Here is a 16,716-nt window from a genome sequence, read left to right on the forward strand (position 1 = left end):
TTTTTGGTTATAAAACCTAACTGTACAAATACAAATTCATGCAGGTAAAAACCAATTAATTTTAAGCAGTCAAGATGAAAGAATATACCATAGCAGCAGGATCATTAGCTGTAGAAAATAATCCTGTGTCAAATGATAAAATATTAAAAGCCGATTTATTACCTAATCCTAATTCTAGATTAGATTCTATGGAAATGAAGGAAACTCCTCTTTCTGATTCCAATATTCCATATAGAGATTTAACAGATGCAGCCAGTAAAAAAGAAAGTATTGCACGATTGATTGACAAGCTGGATGTTGAAAAAAACATAAGATATCAAAGAACTGTAGAAGATACTTATTGTAATGTCTATTCTTATGATTATTGTTGGTTTTCTAAAGTTTATCTGCCAACGGTTTGGTGGACGGATGAAGCTCTAGAAAAGATAATGAATGGACAAGAAGTTGAAGCTGTTTTTGAAGAAACTGTTGATCGGATTTACTCTAGTGCTATACATGATTGGTTTTTACAATGGGGTTCAAATTTTGGCTGGGAAAGAATGTATAGTCCTGATGAAATTCAAAATAAGGTAAATACTAATGGCGGAATTGGAATAATCTGCGCGAAAAGAAGAGAAAAAGGACTTTCTGGACATATTGTTCCTGTTGTTCCCGAAACTGATTTGCACAAAGCTTATCGAGAGAATGACGTGGTGATTTATCCGCTGCAATCGCAAGCTGGAAAGCTGAATTACAACTACTTTTCGGAAGTTAGAAAAGATTGGTGGAATGATGAATTATATTCTTCTTATGTCTTTTATTACCATGAATAAAAAAGCATTTGAGCTTTATTTTAAAACCCTAAAAAAACATATTCATTTCCATTGCATTAACAGCTTGGAAATAATCTAATTATTCACTACTTTTGCAGCTTAGAAAAAAACAAGTATTGCAAAAGTTTCATCTGCGCGATACTTCAGCTTAAATTATTGATATAAAAGCGATTAATAACAAGACCTATTTTATAACCCAATTATAAAATTTTATTTTTTAATCTCTCTTTCGGTCGATATAAATGCAGAATTTCTAAACTATAAAATTCCTATATTTTTAAAAGTAAACGAAAAACTTTTATAATGGAGGCAACAATAATGCTTAATCCGTTACAAGGTTTCTTGTCCCTAATTTTAACAGAATTAGGTTGTGTTTACATATAAAAAGTATCAATCTAAGAAAAGTTACATCAACCATAAAAAAGAAAAAAAGTATAAATGAAAGACAATCAGACAAAAAAATATTATTGGGGAATTGGATTAGAAAACGAAACCTATTTGCAATTTGAAGATCCCTTAATAGTTTCTGGTGAATTTATACAAGAAAAAATTGGTTTTGAGAAATACAGTATTGATTATAGAAAATGTTATAAACCAGAAAGCCTTGCTCCTGTTTTAAAAAAAGCTTTTAACTTGAATGAAAGTTATACTGTGAGCCGAATGATGAATAGTCATTCTTTGGAAAAACTCGATATAAACTATCAGCACAAAACATTATCACCAATAAAGTCATTAAGCAATACTGAAAATGGTGAGGTAAACACGCAGCCGCTAGAAAACCCTGATTATCTTGGAAAATCGATCATGGAGCTTTTCCTAGAAGATCAGCCTTATAATATTCAGAGTATGATTACTCAAAGAAACAAAACGATGGGATCTGTTCATTTTGATGGTGACTCTATCGAATTTGTGACTAAATATTTTGAAAACAGAACAGTTACTGATTCTTGCAAAGAATTAAAAGCGACGAAAAAACTGTTTATTGATAAAATTAATGAATCACGTGTATTGAACGGAAAATTAAATTTTCCAGATTACAATAATGGACTTAATATGTTTATGACAAATCAGGAAAATCTGGTTTTGTTTAATAACGGAACATACCATTTTCATATTACTTTGCCATCATTAACAGAAGACAGCAGAATTGTAGATTATAATGATTTTGAAAAAACACATGCCAATGCTATTTATCTACTGCAATGGTTTGAGCCGTTTTTTATAGCTACTCTTGGAAGTCCAGATATTATGGGAGTAATAAGTGATACTTACAGCATGGACAAAAAGTTTACTTTGGGTTCTATGCGAAATGCAATGTCTCGCTACATAGGTGTGGGAACTTACAACAAAGCGATGCCAAAAGGTAAAATCCTGACTTATAAAGTTGATGATTTTAGAAAGTTACTAAAATTTAAAAAGGAGGAAAATATTTGGTGGCGTGATCAAGTTGAAGCTGAAATGGAATACGAAATGCTTTCTGAAATTGGTCTTGATTTTAATCAGGAAAAAATGTACCAAAGTGGTTTTGAATTCAGAAGTTTTGACGAATTTCCGGCACAATACTTAAATGATGTTCTTTTCTCGATTATTTTAATCTGCGAACATTCATTAAACTTACCTGATGTACAATGGGCGCATGACAGCAAAGCGTGGAATAATCTCGTTTTTAAAACTTTAAAAATGGGTTATTCAACTGAAATCAATGAAGAGGAAAAAAATGAAGTTTTAAATTTACTGCAGCTGTTAAATCCTTCAGATGAAAACTATACTAGTTTAAAAGCTGAATTTGAAGCAATTGTAATGCTTGATGAATTCTTCTTTAAAATCCTAGAAGTTTTACACAATACATACAAAGACAACAATGTTTGCTTGGATGCTATGTACGGACAAAAAACAAGCTTTCCTCCTAAATGGGACAACTTTAATAAATATCAAACAGAGAGACATTTAAAACAAATAGGTTCTTTCTGCGAGAATTAAAAACTCTTTACACTTATAAAAAAGCGCTGATTTCAATTTGAAAATCAGCGCTTTTGTTTTTTAGTTACGCTTTATGAAAAACTATAATAGAGACAAAATTATTTCTAAAAAAAAAAATGAGCCTGATATAATATCAAGCTCATTTTAAACGGAATAACTGTAATAACGTGTCCTTTTATTTATAATTCTTGGACAAAGATAGGTTTAGAGAACTAAACGGTTAAAGGCTCCGCTTTAAAACCTTTACTTTTAATAATAGCAACTATTTCTTCCTTAGTTGCTCCTTCAGATTGAACGGTAAGGATTTTATCCGCATTATCAGTATCTACGTTCCATTCGCCAATACCTTTGGTATTATCTAAGTCCGATTTTACTTTTGCTACACATCCGCCGCAATTAAGGGTTGTTTTGAATTGAAGATTTTTATTTTCCATTTTGTATGATGTTTTATGATTATTTGATACAGCAAATTTCCGTCATTTACACCTCAATCTGCTTACACTATTCCTTGTTTGATTTGTGATATTTACTGATTGTTTAAAAAAGGTTCTGAGGCTTTAAGGAACAAAGGTTCAAAGGTTTTTATATATCGTGTTATTTATAGAACTTTATTAAAAAAAAAGACCTCATTTAACCTGCTTTAAAATCGTAATGAAGAGGAAAAATGAGGTCAATAAATAAATTAAACTAAAAGTTAATTTAAAACGGCGGCATATAAATTAGGAAACCGCCGTTTTAGCAAATGCATCAAGGTTTACTTTTTCCATTTTAAGCGCAAACTATTGCTTACTACACTTACACTGCTCAAGGCCATTGCAGCTCCAGCAATCATTGGGTTTAGCAAGAATCCGTTTATTGGATACAAAATACCTGCCGCAAGAGGAATACCAATAAGATTATAGATAAACGCCCAGAATAAATTTTGTTTTATAGTTGCAACAGTTTGTTTAGATAAACGAATCGCTTGAGGTATTTTATTTAAATCCGATGATATAATCGTCATCTTTGCCACATCCATTGCAATATCACTTCCCTTGCCCATTGCAATACTCACATCAGCTGTCGCTAAGGCTGTACTGTCATTTATACCGTCACCAACCATAGCAACAACTTTACCTTGCTGCTGTAATTCTTTTACAAAATCGGCTTTGTGCTGCGGCATTACTTCTGCTTTGTAATGTTTTATTCCGGTTTGCTCAGCAATAGCTTTTGCAGTAGCTTCATTATCACCAGTCAGCATATAAAGTTCAATACCCATATCCTGCATATTTTTAATAGCCTCTACAGATGTTTCTTTTATTTTATCAGAAATTGCAATAACCGAAAGCGCTTCTGTACTGTTGGCAAACCAAATTACAGTTTTAGATTCTTTCCCCCAAGCATCAGCTTGCTCCAATAATGAATCAGCAATCGTAATATTATTTTCAGTCAATAATTTTTTATTACCTACAAAATAGGTTTCGTTATTATAAACGGCTTTTGCTCCTTTACCAGTAATACTGTCAAAATCTGATAAAGTCACACTTTGCACACCTTCTAAATTTTTCACAACGGCTTCTGCCAAAGGATGTTCAGATTGCTTTTCGATACTCAATAATATATCTTTTGTTACATCATTATTATCTAACCATTTAACACCTGTTACTTGTGGTTTCCCTTCCGTAATTGTTCCAGTTTTATCTAAAACAATAGCGGTAACTTTTCTAGCTAGTTCTAAGCTTTCAGCATCTTTAATTAATATTCCGTTTTCAGCTCCTTTACCTACTCCAACCATAATCGCTGTAGGTGTTGCAAGACCTAAAGCACAAGGACAAGCAATAACTAATACTGTAACCGCAGCCAATAAAGCTTGCGCAACGGCATTATCTCCTCCTAAAACTATCCACGCAATAAAAGTTAGTATCGCTATACCAATAACGATTGGAACAAAAATACCCGCAATCTTATCGACTAATTTTTGTACAGGAGCTTTACTTCCTTGCGCATCTTGTACCATTCTAATGATTTGCGCAAGCATCGTTTCTTTACCTACTTTAACAGCTTTAAACTGAAAACTTCCTTTTTGATTTATTGTTCCAGCAAATACCTTTTCGTTTTCTGTTTTTAATACAGGAACAGGTTCTCCGCTCAACATACTTTCATCAACGTATGAATTTCCAGAAGTCACCATTCCGTCTACAGCAATTTTTTCACCTGGTTTTACCAGGATAATTGCTCCAGCATGTACATCTTCAATCGCTACTTGTTTTTCTGTTCCGTCTGGCTGAATAACCATTACAGTTTTGGGTTGTAATCCCATTAATTTTTTAATTGCTGATGAGGTATTTCCTTTCGCTTTTTCTTCTAATAATTTACCAAGAAGAATGAATGCAATAACAACAGCTGCTGCTTCAAAGTAAACATGAGCATGCAATCCTCGCTGATGCCAAAAATCCATGAATAACATATTGAATACACTAAACAAATAAGCTATTCCAGTGCTTAAAGCCACCAAAGTATCCATATTGGCAGATCCATGTTTTGTTTGTTTCCAAGCATTTATAAAGAAGTCTTTTCCTAGCCAAAGAATTACTGGCGTAGAAAAAAGCCACATGATTTCGTTACCATAAGGCATATCCATAAAGAACATTCCAATCGTTACTACGGGTAACGATAATAAAACTGCCCAGATGGTTTTGTTTTTTAATTTTTTAAATTTCTCGGCATGAATCGCTTCAAGTGATTCTTGCTGTTTGGTTTCGTCTACAATAAGCAAATCATAACCAACAGCTTGAACCGCTTTTTGAAGTTTATCAGCATCTGTGAGGTTTGGAAGATATTCTACAGTCAGATTACCAGTTGCAAAGTTTACCGATGCATCAACTACTCCCAATTCAAACGATACGATACTTTCTGCACTGCCCGCGCAAGAAGCACAAGTCATGCCTAAAACCGGAAAAGTGTTTTTTACAGTTGGAACACCATAACCTAAATCTCGTATCGCTTTTACAGCATTACCAACAGTTTCATTACCTTTAACTGTAATAGCTGCTCTGCGGTTGTTTACTTCTACTTTATGAGTTTCAACACCGCTTATCTCCGCTAATCCTTTATCTACGATTAAAGCACAGTGCTCACTTTCTACATTTTCCAGCGGAATGAAAATTGTTTCTTTATTATTATTAATTGCTGCCATAATTCATGTGTTGTAATTTACATGCAAAGTTGGCCCCAATATCAATAAGTTTTATTGCGTAATTATGGATTTGATTTGTAAAATTTACTTAAACCTTATCCAGTGGTTTTCTTTTTTCTTCTCTAATTTGCTTGAAATGACTTGGTGTTAACCCAGTTACTTTCTTGAACTGATTACTTAAATAAGCGACACTTGAATAATTTAAACGCAAAGCTATTTCGCTCAACGACAACTCGTCATAAACTAAAAGTTCTTTTATTTTTTCGACTTTTTGTGCAATAAAATATTTTTCTATCGTAGTGCCTTCAACCTCAGAAAACAGATTAGAAAGGTAATTGTAATCATGATTGATTTTTTCGCTTAATATATCCGATAAATTATTCTTTGTGTCATTATCCTGATGATGTACCAAATCGATGATAATATTTTTTATCTTTTCAATAATCCTGCTTTTCTTATCATCTATTACCTCAAAACCTAAAGAAACTAAAGCTTCTTCAAGCAAATTTCTTTCGTCTGAGCTAAGTTCTTTTGTCAGGCTTACTTCTCCAAGTTTAATATTTGTAAAGTCTAAACCGAGTTTATCGAGCTCATTTTGAACTACCATTATACATCGATTACAAACCATATTTTTAACGAATAATGTACTCATATCTTTATTAGATTAGAATTTTATTAAATTATAGCACCAACAAATCTAGCACTAAAATTCAATTAACCATCCAATAAATACAGACTGTTTAAATATTCGTTCTAAAATTTAACCGATTTTGTAACTTGTATTTCCTCTGACTATTTATAAAAGTAAAAACACTGATTAAACGAATCTTAAAAAAAATCCGTTTAATCAGTGTTTTCGTGTAAACGAATCCGCTTTATCCGCGTTCTGGTATACTAGTAATTCTTATAATTAAATCAATTATTACAGCTTCGAACTTCTAAATCATTCTGACTGTAGATACTTAAAAAGTCACAAATTTTACTCCCAAACTGAACCATCTTGAAGGAAGCGGAACTGCTCCAACTTCGTAATAAGTGGTGTTGAAAATATTTTGCGCATCTGCATATATGGTTACTTTTTTAATAGACTGGCTTACTCTAAAATCATTAATCCAGTATGACGGACCAGTTATTCTTTTATTAAAACGGGTTGCAAATAAAGCCGTAAATTTTTTATGCTGAAAATCGATTGTATTTGTTATTTGATGCTCTAAAGAAGAAACCAAATATTTAGCATATAAATCATCAATAACATCTTGAAATTTAAAATCTAAATAAGAATACGCCAAATTAATATTCAACCTAGAATCACTTGAAAAATTAACTCTATAGTTCGTACGCAAATTAAAACCATTTGTATTCAGATTTCCGTAATTGTTACTTTGCCACGGCTGAGTGGTAACATCTCTTGTCCAATCTATAAAATTGCTGATCTTTCTGTAAAAATAATTGGCATTAAAACTAAAATTCTGCTTCGTGTATTTGAATCCAATTTCGCTCTGAAATGCGTTTTCGGTTACCAAGTTTGGGTTACCAATATTCCCAGGACGTTGATTTAAATACAAATCTGTAAACGATGGTATACGCTGACTTGTTCCGATATTTCCAACAATTTTAAAAGCATTCGTAACCGCATAACTTGCATCAAGTCCTGGATAAACCTGCCATTTGTAATCTGAATTATAATTAAGATAAGTACCTAAATTCACATCTAACTTTTCAATAAAAGTAGTTCTGTACTGCAGATAAATTCCAAAATTTTCTCGATCATGATCTCCGATGTTAGACGAAGTAATATTTTCATTTCGAAATTCGGCACCAAAGCCCAATTCTCCCTTTTCCATCTTATAAGTGGTATTAACTTCGGCAGCTAATGAGTTGGTATAATGCTGACTTCTTCCTGCTTTTAGATTGGAAATCCCAAAATAACGATAATCATCATAATTATATCTATAGCTCACTCGAGGCATAAGTGCCCATTTATCCGATAATTGATGTTTCGATTGTACAGATGCAAATGTAGTTTGTACAACTTCACTTGAATTTCTGTCACCTGGAGCTGCATAAAAGCCATTTGCACCAAAGCCATTATTGATATAACCAAATGAACTTAAAATTTCATTTTTATCGTTAATCTGATAGTTACCTTGATAAAATATTTTATTATTTTCGAATGCCGTATTGTATCGATATCCGTTGCTTTTATCGTGAGAAGCAAAAAGCGAATGTTGTTGTTTCTCTTTACTTAAAACTCCTCCAACCTGAATTCCCGTACCATAAAATGTATCACCTGTATCTTGCGTATCCTTTTCAAAATTAGAACCCGCATAAGTATTTACCAAAAATCCAGATTGCGCAGGCTTTTTGGTTATAATATTTATCGCTCCCGTTAAACTATTTATTCCATAAGTAAGTGCCGCCGGCCCGCGAATTATTTCAATTCTTTCGATTACTTCAACCGGAATAGGCAGATTAAGCATATTGTGTGCCGTTTGCGAATCGATAATTTTAGTTCCGTTTATAAGCACAACAGTCTGCTCAAAACTTCCGCCATCAATACTCACATCAGCTTGGCTTCCAAATGGGCCTCTTTGTCTTAAATCGACACCATTGGCATATTGCAGAACTTCTTGAATAGTTTTTCCAGGCAATTTTTCAATCGCTGCTTTATCGATTACATATACATTTCTATTTTTTTTAGATATAGGCGTGCTAAATCTATTTTCGTTAATTATTACCTCGTCAATTTTAATAGTGTCTTTTTGCACCTGAGCGTACAAACTAACACTCATAAAGGTTAATAAAGCAAAATAAATCTTTGTCATTTTTTTTTAATTTTTTGCAAAAGTAGTATCTTGCCGTACTACTAATGTGTACCAGTTTTATAAAAATGGATAGTCCGGTTCAAATTCCCTTCAAAAGTTTCATTCAGCTTAAGCCTGAAGAATCCACTGCTATATATCTACAAATCGTTTTTGAGTTTATAAAAGCGATACAAATTGGTTTACTTCCTGAAGGCACAAAACTTCCGGGAACACGTATATTATGTACATTATTAGAGGTTAATAGAAATACACTTATTAAAGCTTTTCAGGATTTAGAATTACAAGGCTGGATTGAAATTTTACCCAATAAAGGAACATTTATCTTATCGGAAAAAAAACAAAAAAACAAAGCTGAATTTGTTCCGACTGAAAATAAAAACACATCAAAAATAAGTGAACCTTTTACTTTTAAACGTTCTACAATTCTAGAGAATCCTAAAGAAATCAGCACTCTGCCTTATCAATTTAATGATGGTTTACCTGATTTGCGACTCGTTCAAACTGATGTTCTAGCGAGGCTTTATGTTTCTAAATTAAAAAGAAAAAAACACACTGAAACTTGGGAACAAATTCAAACGCAATCTCATCTAAATTTTAAAACTCAGTTCTCTAATTTTCTAAATCTAACACGAGGCATACGCATTTCGACGTCAAATCTACTTACTACATCTAGTCATGAAGTCAGCTTGTATTTAGTCCTAAAATTACTTATTTCTCCCAATGATAAAGTTGTTGTCGCGTCTCCGGGATACTATATGTCGAATATGACATTATCTGACAGCGGCGCGCAAATAATCTCGATACCAGTTGATAAGGACGGAATTAATACGGAACATCTAAGACAAATTTGCGAAACACAGGAAATCAGATTATTGTATCTTACGTCAAATTATCATTATCCTGCAACAACTTCTCTCAGTGCCAAAAGAAGAATGGAAGTACTTGAATTGGCTAATAAATACGGATTTGTTATTGTTGAGGATGACTACGATTTTGATTTCCATTATGACAATAATCCAGTATTGCCTTTGGCTGCTTTAGATTCTAATGAAAAAGTCGTTTATATTGGATCATTCGGAAGATCTTTACCAGCAGGTTTTGGTTACGGATTTATTGCTGCGCCTTCAGCGTTTATTCAGGAGCTAGAAAAACATCAAAATATTCTTGAACCTGGTATTGATGTTATTAAAGAGCAGGTTTTAACGGAGTGGATTACGGAAGGCGAAGTTCATCGTCTTTCAAAAAAGAACAAAAAAATCTATAAAGAACGCCGAGATTACTTTGTTTCATTGTTAAAGGAAAAATTAGATGACAAAATCAAATTCCAAATTCCTGTTCGAGGTTTGGCGATTTGGGTTGAATGGCTTGACAGCTTTAATTTAATAACGCTTCAAAAGCAATGTATTGTAAATGGGTTATTCCTGCCAAAGACAATTTTATATCAAACAAAAGATTTAACTGCTACACGTTTAGGCTTTGGACATTTGGACAAAACAGAAATGGAAAATGCTGTTGCTATTTTAAGTCAGTCTCTCGAAGAGATCATTTAAAACTGCAGTACTAAGATTAGATATTAATCAAAATATCCCATAAAGAAATGCTTCTTATGGGATATTTTTTTGATTATAAAAGAAGTTTTAAGCTACTTCTTCTACTTTTAAGATTTCGAATTTTAAATCACCTTTTTTAGCCGGCCATTCTACTAGATTTCCAACTTTGTATCCTACCATTGCAATACCTTCATCTGAAAGAATTGAAATTTTATTTTTACTTACTTTTGTTTTCTCAGGACCAACAAATACAACTGTTTTTTCTTCATTTGTTGCATGATCTTTGTAAGTTACTCTTCGATTTACTGAAACAATATCTTCTGGTAAATCTCTTCTTAATACTTGTGTTGCTTTTTTAAGTTCATCAAGCAGTAATTTTTCTTCTTGTAAGGTTACTTTTTTTCTTCTTACGTGATCTTTAATTAAATCGTATACTCCTGTTGTTAAAATGATATTTTGTAATTGTGACATAACTTTCTGTTTGCTCCATTTTTCATAGGTATGATATATAACTCATCATTGAACCATTTTATGGCTCTTAAGCGTGTAAATTCAATGATATCCTAATCCTAATAAAAATTGAAGATTAAATAAATGAGCCGTCTGAATGAAAGAATCCCTGTCTAGAGTTTTGACAGGGCTTAATTAATAAACTCTTTCGAACTTTTTAAGAAAGTATCGTCGTGCAAATATAATAACGTGCCCATAAGGCGCATCAAGTGATTATTTTTTAAATAAAAATTTGAAATAGTCATTATTACAAGTGCTTTTAACTTAGTGCAAGATACCTCTTTTTTTGAAAGAAAAAAAATCAAAAAAACAAAATAGAATTTACTTAAAATAAAAACATAAGTAATAAGACATATTGTTTTGTATTACAACTATTTAATCAACTAATAAATCTACATAAACAAATTAAAATTTATAGAAATTTATTTGCCGCACATTATAAAAATAATACCGTAAAAAAACATCCTAAAAAAGAAAAATTCTTCTTTAGGATGCTTTAAAATTTATAAGTATTGAAAGCGTTTAAAGCCTTACGTAAGCTGCTACTTGCACTATATTATTTACGGTATTAATGTTTTTTCCAAGGATGTATTGATTCATATAACCTGCTTCAATATCAAACTTAGGACTTAATCTCCATCCTAGTGCCAAATAAGCTCTGTTTTGATCAAAGAAACTATCGTTTGGAGCGTTTTGAATATTCACAAAAATCTCATTCTGTAATGCTAAAAATGCACCGTTGGTAAAATTAGCTGTCTCTGATAATGGAAAAATAGAACGGGCGAAATAGCGTAATCGCTGTGCAAACTCAAAGTTATCAGTCACAAGTTCGTTTTGATCAATCACCGGTTGTCCCATAAAACGCTGCTCTAATCTAAAACGGTGCTGTAAAGTAACTGGACGGTTAGATAATGTGAATTTTTGATTAAAAATAAACTGCTCCCATATTCTGTGCTCAGGTATCCAGCCATCAACATCCATAACGCTTCTGTGGTTTCCAATATAAGCATAACCAACTGTTGCAATCATATTATCTTTTACATGATAATTTAATCCTGGACGAATAATATAGGACTGCATATCTTTTAGTTCATCTGTAGATCTTGCTTGTCCGTCAAAATGAATACTGAACTTATTATTTAATTTATAAGTCGAAAATAAAGCTCCCCATCCTGTAAAAGTATTTTGTGTCTGGGCGTTTGCAATTGTACTTAAGAGTAGAAAAAACAGGCTTATAAAGCTAATGAGAGGTAATCTAAAAATCATTTTTTATCAAATTATATGAGGAATTGCTAATTTAAATAATTTATAATTTAATTACGCTTTTTGCATTGTTAATTCTTGTTTTATTTGTAAAAATCAAATTTTCATGAGTTTTTCTTTGCTAAAAATATTAAAATCGATTTTACTGTTTTATATAAATCCTTAATATTAAATCATATTCTGTTTTTGTGATTATTTTCTATTAGAAAATAATAAAGTAAATCTTTATAAATATTAAACTTAAATACGATTATTTAATGTTATAATTTAAGTACTATTTCTATAAATTTCTTTTCCTTTTGACTCCGCTTTTTTGTTATAATTTTCCTATCTTTAAGTATTACATATTCTTTTATAAAACAACATGATTGAAATTCTAAGCCTTGACAAAAATCACTTCCCAAGCGGATACAGTGTACATTTAGTAAAATCTCAAGAGAGCACGCTCTTAAACAAATCCTTTAGAAGTTCGTTCTATCAAATGTTTTGGCTGAAATCTGGAGAATTAACGCTTAACGTAGATAATAACCTTATAGATATCAATAAATTTGAGTGTGGTTTTATAGGCATAAATCAAGTATTTAGTGTTGACACAAAAACTAGTTTTGAAGTACTGCTTGTTTGTTTCGATGAAGCCTTTTATTGTCGTACAGATCTAGACAGACAGTTTTTGTCTTCATGTGTGTTTTTTAATTCAGAGCATGCCTTAAAATATAAACTTCACAGCTCCTTAAAAAAGATTATAGAGCAATACTATCAATCTTTATTGCACTTATGCCGAAAACCTTTTGATGACTTAATGTATCACTTTGCACATAATACGGTAGAGCGGCTTTTACTATTCTCTCAGAAAGAATTATTAGATAGAGCTTACAGTCCTATTGAAACGTTTAAAAAGGGAGATGTAAATATTGCAAACCACTTTAGAAAACTAATAAAAGATAATTTAAAACAAACTAAACTTGTAAAAGATTATGCCGATTTACTTAATATCCCAGTAAAATCTTTAAATGAAATATGCAATTCGATTTATGGCATGCCGCCAAAAAAAGTAATTACTGAAGAAATTGTCATCGAAAGCAAACGTTTACTGCGATACACTAATATGAGTATTAAAGAAATAGCTTTTGAACTCTCGTTTTTGGATCCGAGTAATTTTATTCGTTTTTTCACAAATGCTGCAGGAATGTCGCCCACAAACTACAGAACACAATTTGAAGAAAAAAGAGTTTACATTCCTAAAAATAAACTTGCTTAAATAGTGATCGGCCTTTAGTACGAATAACGTTCAGAACAGTTCTCTGAAGGGTTCTCTGCTTTAAAACTACACCAATACTTTTATTTAACTTATTGTTATAATGCATCTTAAATAAAAGTTAAAGTCATTTTATGTCTTAAAATGACACTAAAAAGTCTTCTTTTGACTTTGACTTTCGTTACGCACGAAAGTAATTTTGCACCAAATAAATTAAGTCTCTACTATTTAGAACTTAAACTTAAAAAAAATTATAAAATGAAAAATTTTTTAATGGCTGCATCATTTGCAATTATTGCGTTGTCAACAAGTTCTGCTTTTGCACAAACAACTAATTTGAACGTAAATGTTGCAAACGTTTATTCTATCGAAGTAACTAATCCAACAGTTACTATCGGAATGAATACTGCAGCAAACTTTACAAATGGTAACACTACAGGTACTTTACCTAATCATGTTAAAGTAAGTGCAACTAATGGCTACAAAGTAACTATTCAGGCTGCTACAGACTTGACATCACCAGGTAATGATGTTATCCCAGTATCGACTGTTGTTGTTAAAACTACACCGGGTACTTTCTCTGGTGCTGCCGGCAGTATTGATGCAGGATCAAACGCTGCTTTCCCTGCAAATGCTCCAGCACTTAGCGTAACTACTCCTGTTGAGCTTATTTCATCAACTACAGGTGATATTCGCGGATTCAATGTACAGTACACTATTCCTCCGGTAAGTGCTCCTGTATACTTAAACAAACCTGAAGCTGTTTACAGTACTTTGCTTACTTACACTATAGTAGCAAACTAATAATAAAAACTTTTAGTAAAATGGCACTAATCTGCTTTATGCGGTTAGTGCCGTTTTTATCTCTATTATTTTCAGAATTAGTTGTTTTCTGGAGGGTATTGTTTAACCATTTTAGAAATATAATTAGGCTTGAAAACTCTTAAAAACATACAAGATTTATTTTTACTGCTTTGTCCTATAGCTGCAATGGCACAAAATATAGGTTCTGCGCAAACACAGGTAAATGTGACTATTGCGCAAGTACAAAGCATACAAATTTCTCAGCCAACTGTTAATATAAGTATGGCTAAGCCTTCTCATTTCCTTTTGGGAAATGATTCTGGACAGCAAACAAATCATATAAAAGTGAGTTCGAGTACGGCTTATGAAGTAACTGTAAAGGCAAGCACGGAATATTTTTCTCATAATGGAAATAGTACTTCGTTACCTGTAAATACAATTGCTGTAAAAACAGTAACCGGCAGTCTTACAAATTCTACTGCTCAGCCGCCCGCTGGACTTCAAGTAGTGCCTCAAATTATGCTTTCGGCACTGCCTGCAACTATTATAAAATCTCCTGCAGGAGAATGGGGGCGCGGATTTCATGTGAACTACGCAATACCTGAAACAAAATCACCAAATTATCTTAATCGCGAATCAGGTACATATAGTACTACAATTATGTACACCCTAATTCCGCAATAATTGGTATATTTACTAATAGCAAACAATAAAAATATGAAAAAATTTATATTGGTTTTAGTTGGGTTATTCATGGCAAATCAGATTCAAGCTCAGGCAGGAATATCTGTATCGCCAGGACGTTTATATTATAAATTAAATTCTGGAGCATCAGGTTCTCAGTATGTATCTTTAACAAATCCTACAGATAAAGAACTAGAAGTAGGTGTTTCTTTTAGTGACTGGGAATATGAACCGTCTGGCAACAATAAAATTGTACCAGCAAATACGCTTCCAACTTCATGCACTGATTGGATACAAATATTACCGTCATCATACTTTGTTGTAAAACCACGAGAAACTAAACAAGTTGAAGTGCTTTTTAAAGTTCCTGCATCTGCTGATTCCTCTGTACCTGTTCATACAGGAATGATTTTCTTTACACAGCTTAACCCTGGAACTGCCACAGATCAAAATGGTGCTGCGATACAGGTAACCGTAAGAATGGGTGTAAAAGTGTACCATAGTTTTATTAAAGAAAATAAAGTTCTTGTAGATTTTGTTGATTTTACAAGCTATGCTGATGATAATAAAAATAAAATCATTGAACTAAAAATAGAAAATCAAGGCGATTTATGGACTGATGGAAAGGTAAAATGGGAATTATTTAATAATAGCACCGGAAAAAAAAGCACCTTGAAAGAATCTGAATTTTACACTCTTCCAAAGGACATTAGAATCCTAAAACAACAATTACCAGCAGATCTTGCTAAAGGGAACTACACCGTTTCTGCCATTTTAACTTATGGCGAGAACGACCTTATAAAAATTGCTGAGTTAGAATTTAGTCTATGAAACAAATAATAACCTTTATCGTTTTTTTCTTATTTGCACAATACACTGTTAATGCTCAGTATATGCTGGGCGCCTATAATAATGGACAGCCTGTATTTTCTACTTATTCAGAAATGGTATCAGGAAAAACACTTAACAGTCAAATTTCTATTCCAATACAGTATTATGGTTCTAATATGGATGTAAATGAATGGAAACTTACTGCAAGACTTACACAGGATTTTACCAGTGAAGTAAATAGTGCCTACACTGTAGGTGCTCAATATGCTTATTTAAAATTTAACAGTCAAGAAAACAGCGGATCAGCAAATGGAATATTTATCAATGTTCCAAACCAAGTATTTCAGCTGAGCAAATACAATGAAATTACCCTTATTCATAGCAATGTAAACTTAAATGGTGCCGTAAACAGACTTTTTAGATATAACTTAACCATTCAAGGAGGAAATCATTTATTGGTAAGTCCAAACGGAATGTATAATACATCATATGAATTTAAGCTTTATAAAATAAGCAACGGGACAGAACAATTAATTGGCATCTACACCTCGCCGATTGGTGATGCAAGGTTTCAGTTATCTTTTGGAGGAAATTTTGGAAGTCAAAGCGTTATACTTCAAAATGGTGCGCAGCAGTTTAACTTAAACTACAACACTCCATCTGATTACACCGTCGAAAAATCGGTTACAATTCCAAATGCATTGCGAGTTAACACTTATAATTCACAACTGGCTGTGGAAGCTTCAGGTGATTTTACATCATCAACATCATCGCAGACACTGCCGCTTTCTAACTTAAAATTGCAATTAAGCACAAATCAAACTTATAAAGGATTACAAATAATTTCTCCAGTCACATTGGCAACGACAACACAGCCCATAGCGATTAGATCCAGCAGTACTCCGCAGGACATAACCTATAATGTGAAGTTTTTTATACCTGCCAATAGTCCGGGACTAAATGTTAATCCGGGAACATATAGTACTCGTGTATATTTTGTAATAATGCCTAATTAACCTTTTTTATA

General features: G+C 32.4%; 14 protein-coding genes. 8 read left to right on the plus strand and 6 right to left on the minus strand.

Annotation, left to right across the window (positions count from 1 at the left end; all coding sequences use genetic code 11):
• Window positions 1-74: 74 nt before the first annotated feature.
• Both NLG42_RS17595 and NLG42_RS17600 read left to right on the plus strand, forming a co-directional pair.
• Window positions 75-812: a hypothetical protein gene (locus tag NLG42_RS17595; protein WP_257681731.1), complete on the plus strand. Its 738-nt coding sequence runs from the start codon at window positions 75-77 to the stop codon at window positions 810-812.
• 438 nt (window positions 813-1,250) lie between these two features.
• Window positions 1,251-2,792, plus strand: a complete 1,542-nt coding sequence (locus tag NLG42_RS17600; protein WP_257681732.1) for a hypothetical protein — start codon at window positions 1,251-1,253, stop codon at window positions 2,790-2,792.
• A 212-nt stretch (window positions 2,793-3,004) separates the two neighbouring features.
• On the opposite strand, the gene NLG42_RS17605 is transcribed toward NLG42_RS17600, so the two are convergent.
• The 4 genes from NLG42_RS17605 to NLG42_RS17620 form a co-directional block, all read right to left on the minus strand.
• A complete protein-coding gene (locus NLG42_RS17605; protein ID WP_257681733.1) occupies window positions 3,005-3,226 on the minus strand; it encodes a heavy-metal-associated domain-containing protein in 222 nt (73 codons plus the stop codon).
• 320 nt (window positions 3,227-3,546) lie between these two features.
• On the minus strand, window positions 3,547-5,967 hold the full coding sequence (locus NLG42_RS17610; protein WP_257681734.1) for a heavy metal translocating P-type ATPase: 2,421 nt from the start codon (window positions 5,965-5,967) through the stop codon (window positions 3,547-3,549).
• An 88-nt stretch (window positions 5,968-6,055) separates the two neighbouring features.
• Window positions 6,056-6,619, minus strand: coding sequence for a helix-turn-helix domain-containing protein (locus NLG42_RS17615; protein ID WP_257681735.1), 564 nt, complete (start codon window positions 6,617-6,619; stop codon window positions 6,056-6,058).
• Window positions 6,620-6,929: 310 nt separating this feature from the next.
• A complete protein-coding gene (locus NLG42_RS17620; protein WP_089056305.1) occupies window positions 6,930-8,792 on the minus strand; it encodes a TonB-dependent receptor plug domain-containing protein in 1,863 nt (620 codons plus the stop codon).
• 65 nt (window positions 8,793-8,857) lie between these two features.
• Here NLG42_RS17620 and NLG42_RS17625 point away from each other — a divergent pair, with 65 nt between their 5' ends.
• The gene (locus NLG42_RS17625; RefSeq protein ID WP_257681736.1) at window positions 8,858-10,342 is read left to right on the plus strand and encodes an aminotransferase-like domain-containing protein; all 1,485 of its coding nucleotides are present in this window, start codon (window positions 8,858-8,860) and stop codon (window positions 10,340-10,342) included.
• Window positions 10,343-10,429: 87 nt separating this feature from the next.
• Here the strand turns inward: NLG42_RS17625 and NLG42_RS17630 are convergent, their stop codons facing one another.
• Together NLG42_RS17630 and NLG42_RS17635 are read right to left on the minus strand one after the other, a co-directional pair.
• Window positions 10,430-10,813 carry a GreA/GreB family elongation factor gene (locus NLG42_RS17630; protein WP_089056306.1) on the minus strand — a complete coding sequence of 128 codons (384 nt, stop codon included), beginning with the start codon at window positions 10,811-10,813 and terminating at the stop codon, window positions 10,430-10,432.
• Window positions 10,814-11,374: 561 nt separating this feature from the next.
• Complete coding sequence (locus NLG42_RS17635) at window positions 11,375-12,118, minus strand: DUF2490 domain-containing protein (protein WP_257681737.1); 744 nt, start codon at window positions 12,116-12,118, stop codon at window positions 11,375-11,377.
• Between the two features lie 361 nt (window positions 12,119-12,479).
• Between NLG42_RS17635 and NLG42_RS17640 the strand changes: the two genes are divergently transcribed.
• The 5 genes from NLG42_RS17640 to NLG42_RS17660 all read left to right on the plus strand — a co-directional run bounded on the left by NLG42_RS17640 (window position 12,480) and on the right by NLG42_RS17660 (window position 16,705).
• A complete protein-coding gene (locus NLG42_RS17640; RefSeq protein ID WP_089056308.1) occupies window positions 12,480-13,373 on the plus strand; it encodes a helix-turn-helix domain-containing protein in 894 nt (297 codons plus the stop codon).
• 255 nt (window positions 13,374-13,628) lie between these two features.
• A complete protein-coding gene (locus NLG42_RS17645; protein WP_123922144.1) occupies window positions 13,629-14,174 on the plus strand; it encodes a hypothetical protein in 546 nt (181 codons plus the stop codon).
• Between the two features lie 129 nt (window positions 14,175-14,303).
• Entirely contained in the window at window positions 14,304-14,858 is a 555-nt protein-coding gene (locus NLG42_RS17650) for a hypothetical protein (protein ID WP_123922145.1), read from the plus strand.
• 33 nt (window positions 14,859-14,891) lie between these two features.
• Entirely contained in the window at window positions 14,892-15,689 is a 798-nt protein-coding gene (locus tag NLG42_RS17655; protein ID WP_257681738.1) for a fimbrial biogenesis chaperone, read from the plus strand.
• A complete protein-coding gene (locus tag NLG42_RS17660) occupies window positions 15,686-16,705 on the plus strand; it encodes a hypothetical protein (RefSeq protein WP_257681739.1) in 1,020 nt (339 codons plus the stop codon). Before NLG42_RS17655 ends, NLG42_RS17660 begins: the two co-directional genes overlap by 4 nt.
• The last annotated feature ends 11 nt before the right edge of the window (window positions 16,706-16,716 follow it).

This window comes from Flavobacterium plurextorum (genome assembly GCF_024638035.1).
Classification (GTDB): domain Bacteria; phylum Bacteroidota; class Bacteroidia; order Flavobacteriales; family Flavobacteriaceae; genus Flavobacterium; species Flavobacterium plurextorum.

Excerpts from the sequence above, each read along its gene's own strand:
- NLG42_RS17600 (WP_257681732.1), top strand. The coding sequence starts at position 1,251 with ATGAAAGACAATCAGACAAAAAAATATTATTGGGGAATTGGATTAGAA.
- NLG42_RS17620 (WP_089056305.1), bottom strand. The coding sequence starts at position 8,792 with ATGACAAAGATTTATTTTGCTTTATTAACCTTTATGAGTGTTAGTTTG.
- NLG42_RS17615 (WP_257681735.1), bottom strand. The coding sequence starts at position 6,619 with ATGAGTACATTATTCGTTAAAAATATGGTTTGTAATCGATGTATAATG.
- NLG42_RS17655 (WP_257681738.1), top strand. The coding sequence starts at position 14,892 with ATGAAAAAATTTATATTGGTTTTAGTTGGGTTATTCATGGCAAATCAG.
- NLG42_RS17605 (WP_257681733.1), bottom strand. The coding sequence starts at position 3,226 with ATGGAAAATAAAAATCTTCAATTCAAAACAACCCTTAATTGCGGCGGA.
- NLG42_RS17625 (WP_257681736.1), top strand. The coding sequence starts at position 8,858 with ATGGATAGTCCGGTTCAAATTCCCTTCAAAAGTTTCATTCAGCTTAAG.
- NLG42_RS17635 (WP_257681737.1), bottom strand. The coding sequence starts at position 12,118 with ATGATTTTTAGATTACCTCTCATTAGCTTTATAAGCCTGTTTTTTCTA.
- NLG42_RS17660 (WP_257681739.1), top strand. The coding sequence starts at position 15,686 with ATGAAACAAATAATAACCTTTATCGTTTTTTTCTTATTTGCACAATAC.
- NLG42_RS17640 (WP_089056308.1), top strand. The coding sequence starts at position 12,480 with ATGATTGAAATTCTAAGCCTTGACAAAAATCACTTCCCAAGCGGATAC.
- NLG42_RS17630 (WP_089056306.1), bottom strand. The coding sequence starts at position 10,813 with ATGTCACAATTACAAAATATCATTTTAACAACAGGAGTATACGATTTA.
- NLG42_RS17595 (WP_257681731.1), top strand. The coding sequence starts at position 75 with ATGAAAGAATATACCATAGCAGCAGGATCATTAGCTGTAGAAAATAAT.
- NLG42_RS17645 (WP_123922144.1), top strand. The coding sequence starts at position 13,629 with ATGAAAAATTTTTTAATGGCTGCATCATTTGCAATTATTGCGTTGTCA.
- NLG42_RS17610 (WP_257681734.1), bottom strand. The coding sequence starts at position 5,967 with ATGGCAGCAATTAATAATAATAAAGAAACAATTTTCATTCCGCTGGAA.